The organism is Bacillus sp. F9_6S_D1_P_5 (assembly GCF_054823925.1).
On record NZ_JBTREW010000001.1, the window covers coordinates 266,039 to 280,871 of the forward strand.

Consider the following 14,833-nt stretch of genomic DNA (forward strand, 5'->3'; position numbering starts at 1 on the left):
ATTACACACCCCGCTTTCGATTCATGCATATGGCACATAGTAAGAGCAAAAATGTACTTCCAATTAACACCACTGCACCTAATGGATAATATCCATTATTATCTAAAATGACGTGATCTATTTGTTGATAGGAAAGGGGAGATAGAAACGGATTAAAGCCGATTTTTGATAAAATGAAACCACTGCTCAAAATAAAAGTGAGAATTAAATATGTAACAAGAGCATTTCTTATCCAAAATCCAATGAGCACTAATAAGGAAATAGCTACAGTGGAATAACATAGACTGTAAGTGAGAGCTGTTTTTAAGTATGTACCTGAACTAATAATAGTTTCTGTTTTTGTGAAAAGCGGGTAATTAAAAATATTACCGGTAGATTTTCCGAATATTGTTGGTAGTATATAAGACAGTGAAAATACTAGTAAAATCCATAGGAAACTAACAAGAAGTAAACTGAAAAATTTTATTAAGATATAGTGAGTACGAGAAATAGGTAAAGTATAGGCTAGCTTAATCGTATGGTCTTCAAATTCTTTCGTAATGACTGTACCTAGTAAGAGTAGTAAAATAAGGAATCCTGGGGCATTGAGTAGTAGTGAAATTACTTTTTTTATAAATAGAGATGGTTGAATGGAAAGGTCAAGGTCTTCTTTTGGCAAACCTTGTTGTAATAAGTTTTCATTCAGTCGAATTGCTTTTTTCATATCTTTTTCGCTGGCTGAGAAACTTCCTTCTACTTGTTGAAAGTGCATAGCTAAGTCATACACTTTCATTTCAGCCTGTAATTCATTTTTCCACTTGTTATCTTTTACTTCTTGTATAAGTTGATTTAAATTTTTAAATAGCGGAATTCCAATCTCTAATCGAGATTCAATTTTTGCGTTAGGTCCTTTTTTTAATGTATCTTGATCTCCTGTAACTTGATTAGAAACTTCTGTTTCATATTTAGAAAATAATTCAATTTTTTTCATTTGGACTATGTCTTGTTTTAGTGCATTATGCAGAAATAACCCGCAGATAATTAGCATAGTAGCAATGATTAAAGTAAAGAGAATGTTAGAGTAGAGCATTTTTTTTAGTTCGAATAGAAATATTTTCATGTCGTATCACCACATACATTAAATACTTCTTCATATCTTTTTTCAGAACCGATAACTTCTTTTTGGATATCAATAATATTAATGTTATGAGAATAAAATAGATTAATAAGGTCTTGGATGGTGTGGTGTTCTAATTGGATTCTAAGGCTTTTCTTAGTTAACACTGCTTGTATGTTTTCTTGTAATAAGACGTGTTGTGCGTATTTTAAATCTGAAAATAAGAAGTGATAATAAATTTTTTCGTACTTTGTCATATCCTCTTCTATTAATTTGCCGTCTTTTAAAAAAAGAATCTTCTTTGTAACACGGTCAATTTCTGATAAATTATGCGAAGAAAGAATGATTGTTGTACCTTCTTCTACTAAGCGTAATAAAATTTTCCTCATCAGTATAGAGCTAGTTGGATCCAAGCCATTTAGAGGTTCATCAAGGAACATAAGCTTTGGTTTGTTTAAGATTGCCATTGCTAAGAGAAGGTGTTGTTTCATACCTAAGGAGTAATCTTTAATTTTCCTCTTCGCATAACTTTCCATTCCTACATATTTTGCAACTTCATTCATGCGTTCTTTTGAAATTTTTTGCACATCACAAATGAATGCAAGATGGTCGTAGCCGTTTAAATAGTCATATAGTACAGAATTGTCCTGTAAAAAAGAAACGTCTTTAAACACTGAAACATCTTTGTTAGATTTTCCGATCAATTCAATATTTCCGGATGTAGCGGGCAAAAGGTTGGTAACTACATTTAAAAAAGTAGTTTTACCAACACCGTTAGGACCAACTAAAGCCCAAATTCCTGGGGAGTTGATTGTGAGGTTAATGCCATCTAATATTTTTTTATGTTTGTAACTTTTGGATAAATTATTGATAGATAGAATAGTCAACTAGAATTCCTCCTTTTTAATGAATTGGTATAAAATGTAATTGTACTGTTAATTATAACTGAAAATTCTGATTTATAAAGAGATATAGATATAAATTTAAGCTTTTTCTAAATCTCATTTTTAAATCTATTATATGAATAATTTAGAAATGAGACTGTGAAGAAAGGAAAAAGAGCACTTGTTGGAGAATTTTTACAATGTGTCGATTAGAGAAAAAGGAGTCATGCAAAATGAATTTAGACAAAGCAAAACCAGTAAATGAAGAAGTCGCTGAATTAAAGGAACTAATTAAAGAATTACACGGAAGTGTACATCAACTGCAAAGTGAAGTGCAGCAACTAAGGCACGAAAGACCGGTTGTTGAAGTGCGAAAGGGTGTTCAATTATCACCAACAATTATCGGACAAATTGGCGGTATGATATTAGGTGGGTTAGCAATTATCGGCATATTTTGGTGAACGAAAAAAAGGTATGCAATTTAGAGCTGCATACCTTTTTCGTTGTCGTTATTTATCAGTAATTCGATATACTTAAAAAATCGTTGATATATTCGAAGAAATAATCGATATATTTTAAAAATCATCGATATAATTTCACACACTACAACTTTTACATTAAATAACGCAAATATATATAAGCGTGTGATAATAGTAATGCAATGATAGTTAACGGTAACCCGATTTTTAAGAAGTCCATATACGAGAATCCATGTCCTTCACGTTTTGCAATACCAGCAACGACTACGTTTGCGGATGCTCCGATTAATGTTCCGTTTCCTCCTAAGCAAGCTCCAAGTGATAACGCCCACCATAGTACTTCGATTTGCGGAGAGTCGACAGATAGTCCGAGCCCTGTAGCTAAATCTTGAATAAGCGGAATCATTGTTGCGACAAAGGGGATATTGTCAATTGTTGCAGATGCAATGCCTGATACCCATAAAATAAGTACCGCAGCGAAACCGATATCGCCATTTGTTACGTCGAGTACTTCTGTTGCAAGTGAAGAAATAAGCCCGATATCAATTAACCCGCCAACGAGAACGAATAGTCCGGCGAAGAAGAAAATGGTTACCCATTCAACGTGGGCAAATACATCTTCAATATCATGTTCTTTTACTCCAATTAGCATAAGAAGTGTAGCGCCTGTCATCGCGACAACAGCAGCGTCTACATGAATAACAGAATGGAGTATAAAGCCTAAAATAGTTAGTCCCAAAATCGTGATCGATTTTAAAAGGAGGCTTTGATCTTTAATGTAATCTTTTTCGTTTAATACCATAAGTTTTTCGATTTGCTCACGTGTTGTTTTTAGTTTATTGCGATACATAAAGTAAATAATGCCAAGTGTAACGATAGAAATAATAATTACGATTGGAGCTAAGTTCAGTAAAAAGGCATTAAAATCTAAATGCTTATTTGCCGATCCGATCATAATGTTCGGTGGATCACCGATTAATGTTGCTGTTCCGCCTATATTTGAAAATAGCACTTCTGAAATCAAATAAGGAACAGGGTTTACTTTTAAAATACGTGTAATGGATAGTGTAACAGGTACGATTAATAAGACGGTTGTTACGTTGTCCAAAAATGCTGATCCGACAGCAGTTAATAAGGATAGCAATAATAAAATGCGGATTGGTTTTCCACCAGCTGCTTTTGCTGCTTTAATGGCCACAAATTCAAATACGCCTGATTGACTCGTAATATGTACGAGAATCATCATCCCGATTAAAAGGGTGATCGTTTCCCATTGAATATGTGATGTGAAAGCAGTATGTAAATCTACAACTCCAAAAATAATCATAATAGCAGCACCGAATAGTGCGATTACAGCACGATTCAATTTTTCAGAAATAATAAATCCGTACGTGATTAAAAATACGGCAATTGCAAAATAATATTGCCAATTTGCTACTTCATGTGCTGATTGTTCCAATCATGTCACCTTCTTTAAAGTATGTATTCAGTTGTCAAAATGTATCTCGCTGTATTAAATACGGGATGAAATATATTGTAGCAAATTCAAAAAAGAAAGAAAACTATTTAACAAAGTGAAGGAAAAAATGATGATTTTACATATGATATAAAAAAATAAAGAAACACAGTGCAAATTATTAGGAAAAGTGGGCGCTGTCCTCTAATATAGAGATAGCAATTTACATTATTTTTGCGTAAAATGGTTTAAAGAGGTGAATTCCGATGGAAATAGTAAAAGATAGTTCTCTTATTCAAAATGAAATTGAACGTTTTGTAAATAAAGATGTATATATTCATTTAGAAACAACGAACGGAGCGTATGCGTCACACTTTAATGAAAAGATGATGACAGTTGGAGCATTCATTCGAAATGCAATTATTCGCTTTGAACGCGGGAAGATTACTGGAACGAATCCATACCGAGTTGGTTTGAAAATGGATCATGGCTGGGTATATGCAGAAGGTATTACGCACTGGGAAGTAGACGATAAAGAGCGTTTATTACTTGCAGGGCACGATAATCAAGGGCGCTTAGCAGTTGCACTTGAGTTAAGCTTAACACCATTTAAGTAAGAAGGAGGGAAACTTATGGAGAGACATGTACTTGTTGTATTTCCGCATCCAGATGATGAAGCATTTGCTGCGGGAGGAACAATTCGCTTATTAACAGATCAAGGAGTACCTGTAACGTATGCGTGCGGTACTTTAGGACAAATGGGACGTAATATGGGGAAAAACGTATTCGCTAACCGTGAAACGATTCCAAATATCCGTGAGAAAGAATTAAAAGACGCATGTGAAGCGATGGGGATTCAAGATTTAAGAATGCTTGGTTTCCATGATAAAACGTTAGAATTTGAAGATGTTGATTTCGTTGCAGATAAAATTGAAGCAATCATTCAAGAAGTAAATCCATCTCGAATTATTACATTTTATCCAGAGCACGGCGTACATCCAGATCATGATGCATTTGGTCGCGCTGCCGTTCGCGCTGTATCACGTATGCCAAAAGAAGAACGTCCAGTCATTCATGCAGTTGCGATTACAAAAAATCGTGAAGCTGTATTAGGTGAGCCGGATGTTGTAAATAATATTAGTGAAGTATTCGAGCATAAACTAGCCGCGCTAGGTGCGCATCGTTCCCAAACAGAAGCGATGCTAGAAGAAACACATGCAAAAATCAAAAACAAAGATGCAGCAACATTAAAATGGCTGCAACTTGAACAATTTTGGACTTATAAATGGGAGTAGGCTAGAAGGGAACCTTCTAGTAGCTCTTACATAGAAAAAGCACTGTCATTTGTGACGGTGCTTTTTTAGTGAATAATCTTTATTCTCCGCTATTTGAGTGTAACCTTCACTTTATCGTGTACTCCATTCTTTTGCGAATTCATCATGATATGCTTCACTCCAATGGTATGGTTGCAACTCTTTTAAAGGTTTGAAAATGATATCTTGTTTCGAATTTGTAATGGCGCATAGTACTTCTGGTCCCCAATAAAATAAACGTTCTTGGCATACACCACAAGGTGATAATACTTTTAATTCAGAATGCTCATTTTCTCTTGCGAGACAAATCGAATGTGTAACTTTCTTATGAAATTTATGTGCTTCTAAAATAGCACCTGTTTCCATACAAAGTTCTGTTGAAGCATTTATTACGTCTGGGGCAACACTTGTATAAATGGATCCATCTTCTACACGAATCGCTGCAGCTCCGCCCCAATTATGCGGATATCTTTGGTCAATTAAACTTTTCACTGCATCATATAATTGTTGTTCAATGCTCAATTGTATTTCCTCATTTCTGCTTAATTTTCGATTCAATGACTGTTATTTTATTATTAATACCGATTTTAAACTATGAATGTAAGAATTACTCTTCATCTGCATACTTTTCCTCTAAGGCAATTAATAGAGGAATTGATATAGTTACAAGAATGATTAAAGTGGTTATAAAAGATTTAGAAAGAGAAAAAGAACCTTCGATTAAAGGTGATAAAAACTTGAATGAAAGTATACTTGTTATTAAGGAAACTACTAAAAAGCTAAAAAGAGACACATTTTTATTTTTGATAGATGTTTCTATAAAATCTTTAAGACAGCTTATGACGACAAATATAGTTAATATAATAAGAGAAATAAAATAATGTGTTACATTTGTCATACTAATAGTAGAATCGTCTATTATGTAAGCAAGTAACTTAGATACTAACATACCTCCAAATAATAAAATAATAAAAGCAAGTAATCCTTCCGATGTATAAGTGCTGAAATTATCTTTCTTGTTAAAGAGTTTGTAATTCAGAGTAGATTGGCTTATTTGAATTAGGAACAGGGTAATAATCCACACATAATATACAATTGGTAATTCTCCTGAGAATAGAGCAATCAGGAAATTTATTACTGTCTTTAAAATTTCAATCATTACGAAAGGCCTCCTGTTTGTAAGCTTTACGACATTAAAATATGCTAGTCTATCGTTTAATAATTAGTACTATCAATTCAAACTATTCCTAATTATTCCATAAAAAGGTGGCAGCATCAAGTTATCTTTTTAGCTAATACTCTAAGGCCAAACACTAGAAAAAGAATCGCAATATGTAATATAATTGAAAAAGTATATTTTAAAATCAATGTTAATATTACCCTCCTATAAGTATTAACATACGTAATTGAGGTGTTTTCTTTGTTGTTTTATGATCGAATTTCTATAATGGCCCCTCCTGTTCCGTAGCTAAGGAAAGTCTTTTTATTTCTGAGATTTTCAAAGTTATAGGAGGGTATGAAAAATGAAAAAAGTCTCAGTACCATCACTTTTGTTAATGATTATTCTTGTGGCATTTCCGCAAATTAGTGAAACGATTTACACACCGTCTTTACCTGACATTTCAAAGGCGTTACAAGTAAGTAATAATGAAGTGCAGTTAACGCTTAGTGTGTATTTTGCTGGATTTGCTTTAGGTGTATTTTTTATTGGATGGTTATCGGATATAATTGGCCGTCGCCCGGCAATGTTATTTGGAATTGTCGTATATGGCATAGGGAGTTTCTTATGCTTTATTGCAAATTCCATTGAAGTTTTATTGATAAGTCGTTTTATTCAAGCGTTTGGAGCAAGTGCAGGATCAGTTGTGACACAAACGATTCTTCGTGAAAGTGTAGAGGGGCATAAGAGGCATGTTATGTTTGCTCAAATCTCGGCAGTCATTGCTTTTACACCAGCGATAGGACCGTTAATTGGTGGCTTTCTTGATCAAATGTTTGGATTTAAAATCGTATTTTTAAGTTTAGTTATTATGAGTTTCGGAATTTTTCTGTATACGTTTGTTTCTCTTCCGGAAACAAAGACGGACTCAGTAACGAATAAAATAAATGTGTTTTCTGTTTTAAAACGATTGATTACAAATCCGAAAGTAGTAACATACGGGTTATTAATTGGAGGAGCGAATGGTGTTTTGTTTAGCTATTATGCAGAAGCGCCGTTTATCTTTATTGAATACTTTCAGTTATCGCCTAGTATGTATGGATTTTTAGGAATTGTTGTTGCTTCTGCTTCAATTATTGGAGCGAAAGTTTCAAAACGATTGCTTGCTACGTATAAACCAGAGAAGATTATATATATCGGTTGTCTTGTAATGACAGGAGGAGCTATCCTTTTATCTGTTATTACTTTACTGGGATCAAATCCAAACATAATATATATGATTGTATTTTTAGTAGCGATGTTTATTTTGCTATTAGGAATTGGAGTAGCGTTGCCTAACTGTTTAAGTTTAGCATTAGTAGATTTTCAAGATGTTATTGGTATAGCAGGAGCATTGTTTAGCTTAGGCTACTATGTAATTGTAACGATGACAATTTGGGGAATGAGCCAGCTGCATACAGGTTCGTTACTAGTGATGCCACTTTATTTTCTGGCTATAGTAGTTATCATGATGGTGTTTACTAAGGTGTTTATTTTAGGTAAACAAACTTCAAAAATGATTTAAATATGAAATGGTAAAAGGGTCTCATTAAAAATGAGACTCTTTTATATTTTATCACGCTGTTTTGAGGTAGTAAGATTCCTACTTCAAATTGGGCTGGACTAAAGAAGTTAGTAATTTATTAGTATATTAAATTTCTGATTGGTATATGAATTGGACGTGTGGGGAATTACGTTATTAACTATAAAGATTAAAGTGCATGGGATGTGAAACCGAGGAAGAAATACTTTCCTCGGTTATTTATATTGTAATAATGTTCATGCCGGAATCATATTGAATAGATGTATTTTATTGTTAATTTAGTTAAAAATTAATCATACTTATGTATAATAATTTACTAAAAAATAATTGAATTTTTCAGATTAATGAATTAATATAAGATAAGTAATTTTAAGATTTATAGAATATTGGAAGATGAAAGGTTTTGAGAATTTTGTAAGAGGCAAAAAACGATTTTAGGATAGCTTTAAAGCTAGTGTAAAATGACGTTTGCTTCATCATTTTCAGAGCCGAAAGGAATTAGGGGAAAGCATCTTGTATTAAAATGCGGCTATGAATCATCTAAGAGGGGGAAATGAAGTGGCAAACAAGGAATTGAAAAGGGGCTTAGAAGCACGTCATATTCAAATGATCGCTTTAGGCGGAACGATTGGTGTTGGTTTGTTTATGGGGTCGGCCAGCACGATTAAATGGACAGGTCCGTCAGTAATGCTTGCTTATGCAATTGCAGGTATTTTTATCTTCTTCATTATGCGTGCGATGGGTGAAATGTTGTATATGGAGCCGAGTACAGGTTCATTTGCGACGTTCGGTCATAAGTATATTCATCCGCTAGCTGGCTATATGACAGCGTGGAGTAACTGGTTCCAGTGGGTTATCGTTGGGATGTCAGAAATTATTGCGGTTGGAGCATATATGAAATATTGGTTCCCGGAATTACCAGCTTGGATACCAGGTGTAATCGCAATGGTTATTCTTGGCGCAGCTAACTTAATTTCTGTTAAGTCATTTGGTGAATTTGAATTTTGGTTTGCGATGATTAAAATCGTTACGATTCTATTAATGATTATTGCGGGATTTGGACTTATTTTCTTTGGAATTGGTAACGGCGGAGAAGCGATTGGTATATCAAATCTTTGGTCAAATGGCGGTTTCTTTACAGGTGGTTTTTCAGGATTCTTCTTTGCATTATCACTTGTAGTTGGTGCATACCAAGGTGTGGAATTAATCGGTATTACTGCTGGTGAAGCGAAGGATCCGAAGAAGACACTTACAAAAGCGATTCAAAGTACAATTTGGCGTATTTTAATTTTCTATATTGGTGCTATTTTCGTTATTGTAACTGTGTATCCGTGGGATCAATTAAGTACAATTGGTAGCCCATTCGTAGCAACTTTTGCGAAGGTTGGTATTACGGCTGCTGCAGGACTTATTAACTTCGTTGTTATTACAGCGGCGATGTCTGGTTGTAATAGTGGTATTTATAGTGCGGGACGTATGCTTTACACGTTAGGTGTAAATGGACAAGCACCGAAATATTTCACGAAACTTTCTGGAAATGGTGTACCTTTATTCGGTACAGTTGGCGTACTTATCGGTTTAGCGGTTGGTGTTGTATTAAGTTATATTGCTCCGAAAAACTTATTCGTATATGTATATAGTGCGAGCGTACTTCCTGGTATGGTACCATGGTTCGTCATTTTAATTAGTCAAATTAACTTTAGAAAAGAAAAAGGGGCAGAGATGAAAGATCATCCGTTCAAAATGCCATTTGCTCCTGTTACAAACTATTTAACAATTGCCTTTTTAATTATGGTATTAATCGGAATGTGGTTTAACGATGATACGCGTATTTCACTAGTTGTAGGTATTATTTTCTTAGCTATCGTTACAATTAGTTTCTATGCTTTCGGAATAGGGAAACGACCTCCGTTAGATGTTCCAAATGATCAAGAGATTTCAAGTAAATAAAGATAGTAAAAAGTCCGATTTCTCATTTGGAAATCGGACTTTTTGTTATTAAAACTTTTCTAAAACGATTTTCCCAATTGTACTTCCGCTTTCAAGTAGTGCATGTGCTTTCTTTATGTTTTCAGCGTTAATTGGTGTGAATGTTTCATTTAGAGTAGTCTTTAAAATGCCTTCATCTAATAATTCACTTACTTTATTTAATAGTTCGTGCTGCGTAATCATATCACCAGTTTCATACATCGCTTTTGTAAACATAAACTCCCAAACGAATGTAGCGCTTTTACTTTTTAAAATCTCCATCTCAAGAGGATGTTCATTTTCTACGATAGAGCAAATTTTCCCTTGTGGTTTAATAAGCTCACATATTGCTTGCCAATGTTGATCTGTATTGTTTAAGCAGAAAATATAATCTATATCTTTTAGCCCAAACTCTAATATTTGATCTTGTAAAGGTTGGTGATGATTAATAATATAATCGGCACCAAATTTTTCAACCCAATGTAGCGTTTCATTGCGGGATGCAGTTGTGATTACATTCAGTCCAGCCCATTTTGCCAATTGAATTGCAATCGAGCCAACACCACCAGCACCGCCAATAATTAAAATGTTTTTAAATGTATTTGTATCCTTCTTATTATAATCAATGCCTAAGCGTTCAAATAAACCTTCCCAAGCCGTAATAGCTGTTAAAGGAAGTGCTGCAGATTCAGCATCATTTAACGTTTTTGGTTTCTTGCCAACGATTCTTTCGTCAACTAGGTGGTATTCACTATATGTACCTTGTCTCGTAATGCTTCCAGCGTAAAACACTTCGTCGCCTTCTTTAAATAACGTACAACCTTCGCCAGTTTGCACGACAACACCAGTAGCATCCCAGCCAAGTATTTTCGCTATATCTTCTTTTTTATCTTTCGGAGAGCGAACTTTTGTATCAACTGGATTAACGGAAATAGCGTTAATTTTAACGAGTATATCTCTTCCTGTAGCAACAGGCCTTTCAACTTTGATATCAATTAAACTATTTTCTTCTTCAATAGGTAAGTATTCATGTAAACCAATTGCTTTCATGTGTATTCCCTCCATTAAAATAAGAGTCATTTACTCTTTTATTATAGATGGTGAAATGCCATTATGTAAAAAAAGTACACTCTTTTTATTTATGCTGGTATGAAAGAGTGGAAGGAGTTTGTTTCTAAAAAGCAGAATTTTTTACTGTGTTACTTTATCTCAAATTAAATGTAAAGGTGGATACATAATGACAGTAAAGAAGCTTTATTTCATCCCAGCAGGTCGTTGTATGTTAGATCATTCTTCTGTTAATAGTACGCTCACACCGGGAAATTTATTGAACTTACCTGTATGGTGTTATCTTTTGGAGACAGAAGAGGGGCCTATTTTAGTAGATACAGGTATGCCAGAAAGTGCGGTTAATAATGAAGGACTTTTTAACGGTACATTTGTTGAAGGGCAGATTTTACCGAAAATGAATGAAGAAGATAGAATCGTAACTATTTTAAAACGTGTAGGGTATAAGCCGGAAGATCTTCTATATATTATTAGTTCTCACTTGCATTTTGATCATGCAGGAGGAAATGGTACTTTTTCGAATACGCCAATCATTATACAGCGTGCTGAATATGAGGCGGCACAGTATAGAGAGGAATATTTGAAAGAGTGTATACTGCCGAATTTAAACTACAAAATTATTGAAGGTGATTATGAAGTGGTACCTGGTGTTCAGTTATTGTATACACCAGGACATTCTCCAGGGCATCAGTCATTATTAATTGAGACGGAAAAATCCGGTCCTGTATTATTAACGATTGATGCATCTTATACGAAAGAGAATTTTGAAGATGAAGTGCCGTTTGCTGGATTTGATCCAGAATTAGCTTTATCTTCAATTAAACGTTTAAAAGAAGTTGTGATAAAAGAGAAGCCGATTGTTTTCTTTGGGCATGATATAGAGCAGGAAAAGGGATGTAAAGTGTTCCCAGAATATATATAGTGCAAAAAGTCATGAGCTCATTTGCTCATGACTTTTTCGTTTAAATAATTTTTTTTAATAAGTTATAAACTTTTTTTGAACTATCTTCATTTAATTGATAGTACGTAAGGTTTACATCATCAGGAGTATCTTGCTGAGCAATCATTACTTCGTTATTGTGATGATCAACTACCCATATGAAATATTTTTTATAAGTTCCATTCTCGAAAGTGATCCACATATCACAATCTATTAAATCTGATCCTTCTTCATCTAATGTTAATTTTCCTTTTTTGGCTGTATCCATACTGTTAATGAGTGTTTTTAATTCATCTGTTTTTGTGAGAAAGATATCCTTTTTTGTTTTGATTGACTCGACATGTATATCTTTTATTTCCTGTTTTCCTAAAAAGACAGGGGGCTCATTTGGGTCTCTTTGAGTGGAAATGATAGTAGCTTTTTTCTTTGGTTTATTTGCTGTATAGAAATCTTGAATAGATTTTCCAGAGTTGAAAAACCATACGATTCCAAAAATAATTAGTGCGCTACCGAGCAGTAAAATGATTTTCTTAATAGAATATTCTCCTCTCTATCACTTCGTATGAAGAGCTTTTCTATTAATATATGATAGGGGAGCGCAAAGTATTATAGTTGAACGTGGTTATGCTTCACGGTTTTTATCGGGCGATCTATGAGTAAATTGTAAGTGAGACCAATTAGAACGAAAATGCCACCGACAACTTTGCCCATTGAGAGTTCGTGTGACAAGATGAAATCAATGATAGTCCCCGCAAATAATTGTCCAATAAAGATGAGTAACGTTAAATAAAATGCTGAGATTTTAGGTGTAATATAGTTCGATAACGAGATGACGATAACGCCTACTAATCCGCCTAAGTAAACAGCGATAGGAATAGACTGCAACGTATGAACAGGAATGTACATTGAATCTGAGCTGAAAATTAAAAATACCATAGAGAAAAATAATCCAGTAATATAATTAAAAAACGTGCCTTCCCAATTACCAATTTTCGCTGCTAAATTCGCGTTAATAATTCTAGCAACAACGATAGAAACACCAGCTAAAATAGCGATAGTAATATATAACATTTTCTTGCCTCCATTAATAAATTGTCATGATTATAATTCCGGAAGAGATGAAACATAATCCAATTAGTTTTTTCTTTTCAAACTTTGCAACTTTCATTCCTAATAAGCCGAAATGATCAATAACGATGGAAGCGATAGATTGACCGAGTAGACTTAATGCGATCGTAATGGAGGCACCAAGGACGGAGAAACTTATATTATTAAAAAGAACAGTGAATACCCCAATCGCTCCAGCACTATATAAAAAAAGTGGAATGCTTTTATCAAAATGAATTTTATTTTTGTTTACGATTAAAATGAAGATAACTGCAATTAAACCGACAAGGTGAATGACAACGCTTGCGGTATACTTGCCAATTAATTCAGATAAAATTCCATTCAATGGAAGCATAACGGCAATGAGCACACCAATAAAGACAGAAAGAAAGTTATACAATGTAATATCCCCTTTAATTTTCATATTTGTAATGACTGTATCATGCTGAAATTGTGAATTACTATGACATATGTCATAGTGGAAGGAGAAAATTTTGATTACAATGGGGAGTAGTTGTAAAGGCGGGGGAACTATGAAAAAAATATGTAATGCTATTAAATTAGCAAAGTATATGAAACAAAATAATATTGACTCCTTTTTTAGTAATGATATGAAACCATATATGGAACTAATATTTTTTAAAAAGAATGAGTTTATTTGTAGAGAGAATGAAGAGATAGATTATTTATTTTTCTTCGTTGAAGGAAAAGCGAAAGCGTTTAATACATTAAGTAACGGGAAATCTGTATTGCTATGTTTTTATGATAGTTTGCAGCTGTTAGGAGATGTGGAGTTAATTCATTCTCAAAAGACTGCTTCAAACGTACAAGTAATGGCAGATTCATATTGTGTTGGTTTGCCTTTAGGGAAAGTGAGAAATCAACTATTTCATGATGCGAAATTTCTACGATGTATTTGCGGATCGTTAGCACATAAATTAAACCGACTTTCAAAAAATAGTACCATTAATTTACTATATCCACTTGAAAATAGACTGGCAAGTTACATGTTAGCAGCAGGAGAACGAGCGGTGCAGCACGGAAATAGAATTGTATTTAGTGGGAATTTAACGGAAACAGCTGAATTGTTAGGAACGAGTTATCGGCACTTATTACGTACATTAAATATTTTTTGTGATAAAGAGATTATAAAGAAGAACAATGGTTGCTTTGAAGTAGTGAATGTGGATGTTTTGAGGGAATTGGCGGCAGATGTTTATAAATAGGAGGAGAGTTTAAATGATTACACCTATATTTAGAATTTTTGATATTGAAAAAGCAAAGCGATTTTACATAGATTTTTTAGAATTTAATATGGATTGGGAACATCGGTATGAGGAACATATGCCATTATATATGCAAATTTCGTTACACGATGCTGTAATCCATTTATCAGAACATCATGGGGATGCCTCGCCAGGCGGTGCGATTCGGGTCAAAATAGGTAATGTAGAGGATTATCATTCTATATTATTGAATAAAGAATATGCTTATTCAAAGCCAAATATAGAAAAAACACCTTGGGATACAATTGAATTAACTGTAATTGATCCGTTTTCAAATAGAATTATATTTTATGAGGAAAAATTGTAGAGCCGGAAGGAATTAATATATATATTTTTTAGAGATAGTGCAGTGTAATTACGTATTAAATAAATGGAATGAAGGGTAGTTCATAAAGCAGTGAACTACTCTTTTTTATTTTGTTAAACAGATTGAAATATTGAAAAATAAATCGTATCATAAATCATATGAACAAGTGAGCATATATTCATACGTTT

At 33.7% G+C, this 14,833-nt stretch carries 17 protein-coding genes; 8 read left to right on the plus strand and 9 right to left on the minus strand.

Annotated features, from left to right (window positions below; translation table 11 throughout):
* Window position 1 precedes the first annotated feature (1 nt).
* Window positions 2–1,099 carry an ABC transporter permease gene (locus ACUXEY_RS01240; RefSeq protein WP_461299882.1) on the minus strand — a complete coding sequence of 366 codons (1,098 nt, stop codon included), beginning with the start codon at window positions 1,097–1,099 and terminating at the stop codon, window positions 2–4.
* Window positions 1,096–1,983 (minus strand): ABC transporter ATP-binding protein, encoded by an 888-nt coding sequence (locus ACUXEY_RS01245; RefSeq protein WP_461299883.1) that lies wholly within the window; start codon window positions 1,981–1,983, stop codon window positions 1,096–1,098. The genes ACUXEY_RS01240 and ACUXEY_RS01245 overlap by 4 nt, the downstream gene beginning before the upstream one ends.
* 230 nt (window positions 1,984–2,213) lie before the next feature.
* Here ACUXEY_RS01245 and ACUXEY_RS01250 point away from each other — a divergent pair, with 230 nt between their 5' ends.
* Window positions 2,214–2,441 (plus strand): coiled-coil domain-containing protein, encoded by a 228-nt coding sequence (locus ACUXEY_RS01250; RefSeq protein ID WP_166703237.1) that lies wholly within the window; start codon window positions 2,214–2,216, stop codon window positions 2,439–2,441.
* 151 nt (window positions 2,442–2,592) lie between these two features.
* Here ACUXEY_RS01250 and ACUXEY_RS01255 read toward each other — a convergent pair whose 3' ends face one another.
* The gene (locus ACUXEY_RS01255; protein WP_461299884.1) at window positions 2,593–3,918 is read right to left on the minus strand and encodes an ArsB/NhaD family transporter; all 1,326 of its coding nucleotides are present in this window, start codon (window positions 3,916–3,918) and stop codon (window positions 2,593–2,595) included.
* Window positions 3,919–4,181: 263 nt separating this feature from the next.
* On the opposite strand from ACUXEY_RS01255, the gene ACUXEY_RS01260 reads away from it, so the two are divergent.
* Both ACUXEY_RS01260 and bshB2 read left to right on the plus strand, forming a co-directional pair.
* Window positions 4,182–4,532 carry a YojF family protein gene (locus tag ACUXEY_RS01260; RefSeq protein ID WP_000407039.1) on the plus strand — a complete coding sequence of 117 codons (351 nt, stop codon included), beginning with the start codon at window positions 4,182–4,184 and terminating at the stop codon, window positions 4,530–4,532.
* Between the two features lie 15 nt (window positions 4,533–4,547).
* Entirely contained in the window at window positions 4,548–5,210 is a 663-nt protein-coding gene (gene bshB2 / locus ACUXEY_RS01265; RefSeq protein ID WP_000439464.1) for a bacillithiol biosynthesis deacetylase BshB2, read from the plus strand.
* Between the two features lie 111 nt (window positions 5,211–5,321).
* Here bshB2 and ACUXEY_RS01270 read toward each other — a convergent pair whose 3' ends face one another.
* Together ACUXEY_RS01270 and ACUXEY_RS01275 are read right to left on the minus strand one after the other, a co-directional pair.
* Complete coding sequence (locus ACUXEY_RS01270) at window positions 5,322–5,750, minus strand: cytidine deaminase (protein WP_461299885.1); 429 nt, start codon at window positions 5,748–5,750, stop codon at window positions 5,322–5,324.
* An 85-nt stretch (window positions 5,751–5,835) separates the two neighbouring features.
* Window positions 5,836–6,387 carry a DUF5823 family protein gene (locus ACUXEY_RS01275; protein ID WP_461299886.1) on the minus strand — a complete coding sequence of 184 codons (552 nt, stop codon included), beginning with the start codon at window positions 6,385–6,387 and terminating at the stop codon, window positions 5,836–5,838.
* Between the two features lie 364 nt (window positions 6,388–6,751).
* Here ACUXEY_RS01275 and ACUXEY_RS01280 point away from each other — a divergent pair, with 364 nt between their 5' ends.
* Together ACUXEY_RS01280 and ACUXEY_RS01285 are read left to right on the plus strand one after the other, a co-directional pair.
* Window positions 6,752–7,951 carry a multidrug effflux MFS transporter gene (locus ACUXEY_RS01280; protein WP_461299887.1) on the plus strand — a complete coding sequence of 400 codons (1,200 nt, stop codon included), beginning with the start codon at window positions 6,752–6,754 and terminating at the stop codon, window positions 7,949–7,951.
* Between the two features lie 576 nt (window positions 7,952–8,527).
* Complete coding sequence (locus tag ACUXEY_RS01285) at window positions 8,528–9,919, plus strand: amino acid permease (RefSeq protein ID WP_461299888.1); 1,392 nt, start codon at window positions 8,528–8,530, stop codon at window positions 9,917–9,919.
* Between the two features lie 48 nt (window positions 9,920–9,967).
* Here the strand turns inward: ACUXEY_RS01285 and ACUXEY_RS01290 are convergent, their stop codons facing one another.
* Entirely contained in the window at window positions 9,968–10,987 is a 1,020-nt protein-coding gene (locus ACUXEY_RS01290) for a zinc-binding alcohol dehydrogenase family protein (RefSeq protein WP_461299889.1), read from the minus strand.
* A gap of 187 nt (window positions 10,988–11,174) precedes the next feature.
* On the opposite strand from ACUXEY_RS01290, the gene aiiA reads away from it, so the two are divergent.
* Window positions 11,175–11,927: a quorum-quenching N-acyl homoserine lactonase AiiA gene (gene aiiA, locus ACUXEY_RS01295; protein WP_429603075.1), complete on the plus strand. Its 753-nt coding sequence runs from the start codon at window positions 11,175–11,177 to the stop codon at window positions 11,925–11,927.
* Window positions 11,928–11,967: 40 nt separating this feature from the next.
* Here aiiA and ACUXEY_RS01300 read toward each other — a convergent pair whose 3' ends face one another.
* From ACUXEY_RS01300 to ACUXEY_RS01310, 3 genes are all read right to left on the minus strand, one after another.
* Window positions 11,968–12,462 carry a hypothetical protein gene (locus ACUXEY_RS01300; RefSeq protein ID WP_429603260.1) on the minus strand — a complete coding sequence of 165 codons (495 nt, stop codon included), beginning with the start codon at window positions 12,460–12,462 and terminating at the stop codon, window positions 11,968–11,970.
* A gap of 89 nt (window positions 12,463–12,551) precedes the next feature.
* Window positions 12,552–13,016: a DMT family transporter gene (locus ACUXEY_RS01305; protein WP_210627154.1), complete on the minus strand. Its 465-nt coding sequence runs from the start codon at window positions 13,014–13,016 to the stop codon at window positions 12,552–12,554.
* Between the two features lie 13 nt (window positions 13,017–13,029).
* Window positions 13,030–13,476 carry a DMT family transporter gene (locus ACUXEY_RS01310; RefSeq protein WP_243497915.1) on the minus strand — a complete coding sequence of 149 codons (447 nt, stop codon included), beginning with the start codon at window positions 13,474–13,476 and terminating at the stop codon, window positions 13,030–13,032.
* Window positions 13,477–13,585: 109 nt separating this feature from the next.
* On the opposite strand from ACUXEY_RS01310, the gene yeiL reads away from it, so the two are divergent.
* A complete protein-coding gene (gene yeiL / locus ACUXEY_RS01315) occupies window positions 13,586–14,278 on the plus strand; it encodes a transcriptional regulator YeiL (RefSeq protein ID WP_461299890.1) in 693 nt (230 codons plus the stop codon).
* Window positions 14,279–14,291: 13 nt separating this feature from the next.
* A complete protein-coding gene (locus ACUXEY_RS01320) occupies window positions 14,292–14,645 on the plus strand; it encodes a glyoxalase superfamily protein (RefSeq protein ID WP_000632412.1) in 354 nt (117 codons plus the stop codon).
* Window positions 14,646–14,833 lie beyond the last annotated feature (188 nt).

What these genes read in the sequence shown, in the direction of transcription:
- ACUXEY_RS01320 (WP_000632412.1), top strand. Translation starts at nt 14,292, where the DNA reads ATGATTACACCTATATTTAGAATTTTTGATATTGAAAAAGCAAAGCGA.
- ACUXEY_RS01310 (WP_243497915.1), bottom strand. Translation starts at nt 13,476, where the DNA reads ATGAAAATTAAAGGGGATATTACATTGTATAACTTTCTTTCTGTCTTT.
- ACUXEY_RS01250 (WP_166703237.1), top strand. Translation starts at nt 2,214, where the DNA reads ATGAATTTAGACAAAGCAAAACCAGTAAATGAAGAAGTCGCTGAATTA.
- bshB2 (WP_000439464.1), top strand. Translation starts at nt 4,548, where the DNA reads ATGGAGAGACATGTACTTGTTGTATTTCCGCATCCAGATGATGAAGCA.
- ACUXEY_RS01240 (WP_461299882.1), bottom strand. Translation starts at nt 1,099, where the DNA reads ATGAAAATATTTCTATTCGAACTAAAAAAAATGCTCTACTCTAACATT.
- ACUXEY_RS01290 (WP_461299889.1), bottom strand. Translation starts at nt 10,987, where the DNA reads ATGAAAGCAATTGGTTTACATGAATACTTACCTATTGAAGAAGAAAAT.
- ACUXEY_RS01260 (WP_000407039.1), top strand. Translation starts at nt 4,182, where the DNA reads ATGGAAATAGTAAAAGATAGTTCTCTTATTCAAAATGAAATTGAACGT.
- yeiL (WP_461299890.1), top strand. Translation starts at nt 13,586, where the DNA reads ATGAAAAAAATATGTAATGCTATTAAATTAGCAAAGTATATGAAACAA.
- ACUXEY_RS01275 (WP_461299886.1), bottom strand. Translation starts at nt 6,387, where the DNA reads ATGATTGAAATTTTAAAGACAGTAATAAATTTCCTGATTGCTCTATTC.
- ACUXEY_RS01305 (WP_210627154.1), bottom strand. Translation starts at nt 13,016, where the DNA reads ATGTTATATATTACTATCGCTATTTTAGCTGGTGTTTCTATCGTTGTT.
- aiiA (WP_429603075.1), top strand. Translation starts at nt 11,175, where the DNA reads ATGACAGTAAAGAAGCTTTATTTCATCCCAGCAGGTCGTTGTATGTTA.
- ACUXEY_RS01280 (WP_461299887.1), top strand. Translation starts at nt 6,752, where the DNA reads ATGAAAAAAGTCTCAGTACCATCACTTTTGTTAATGATTATTCTTGTG.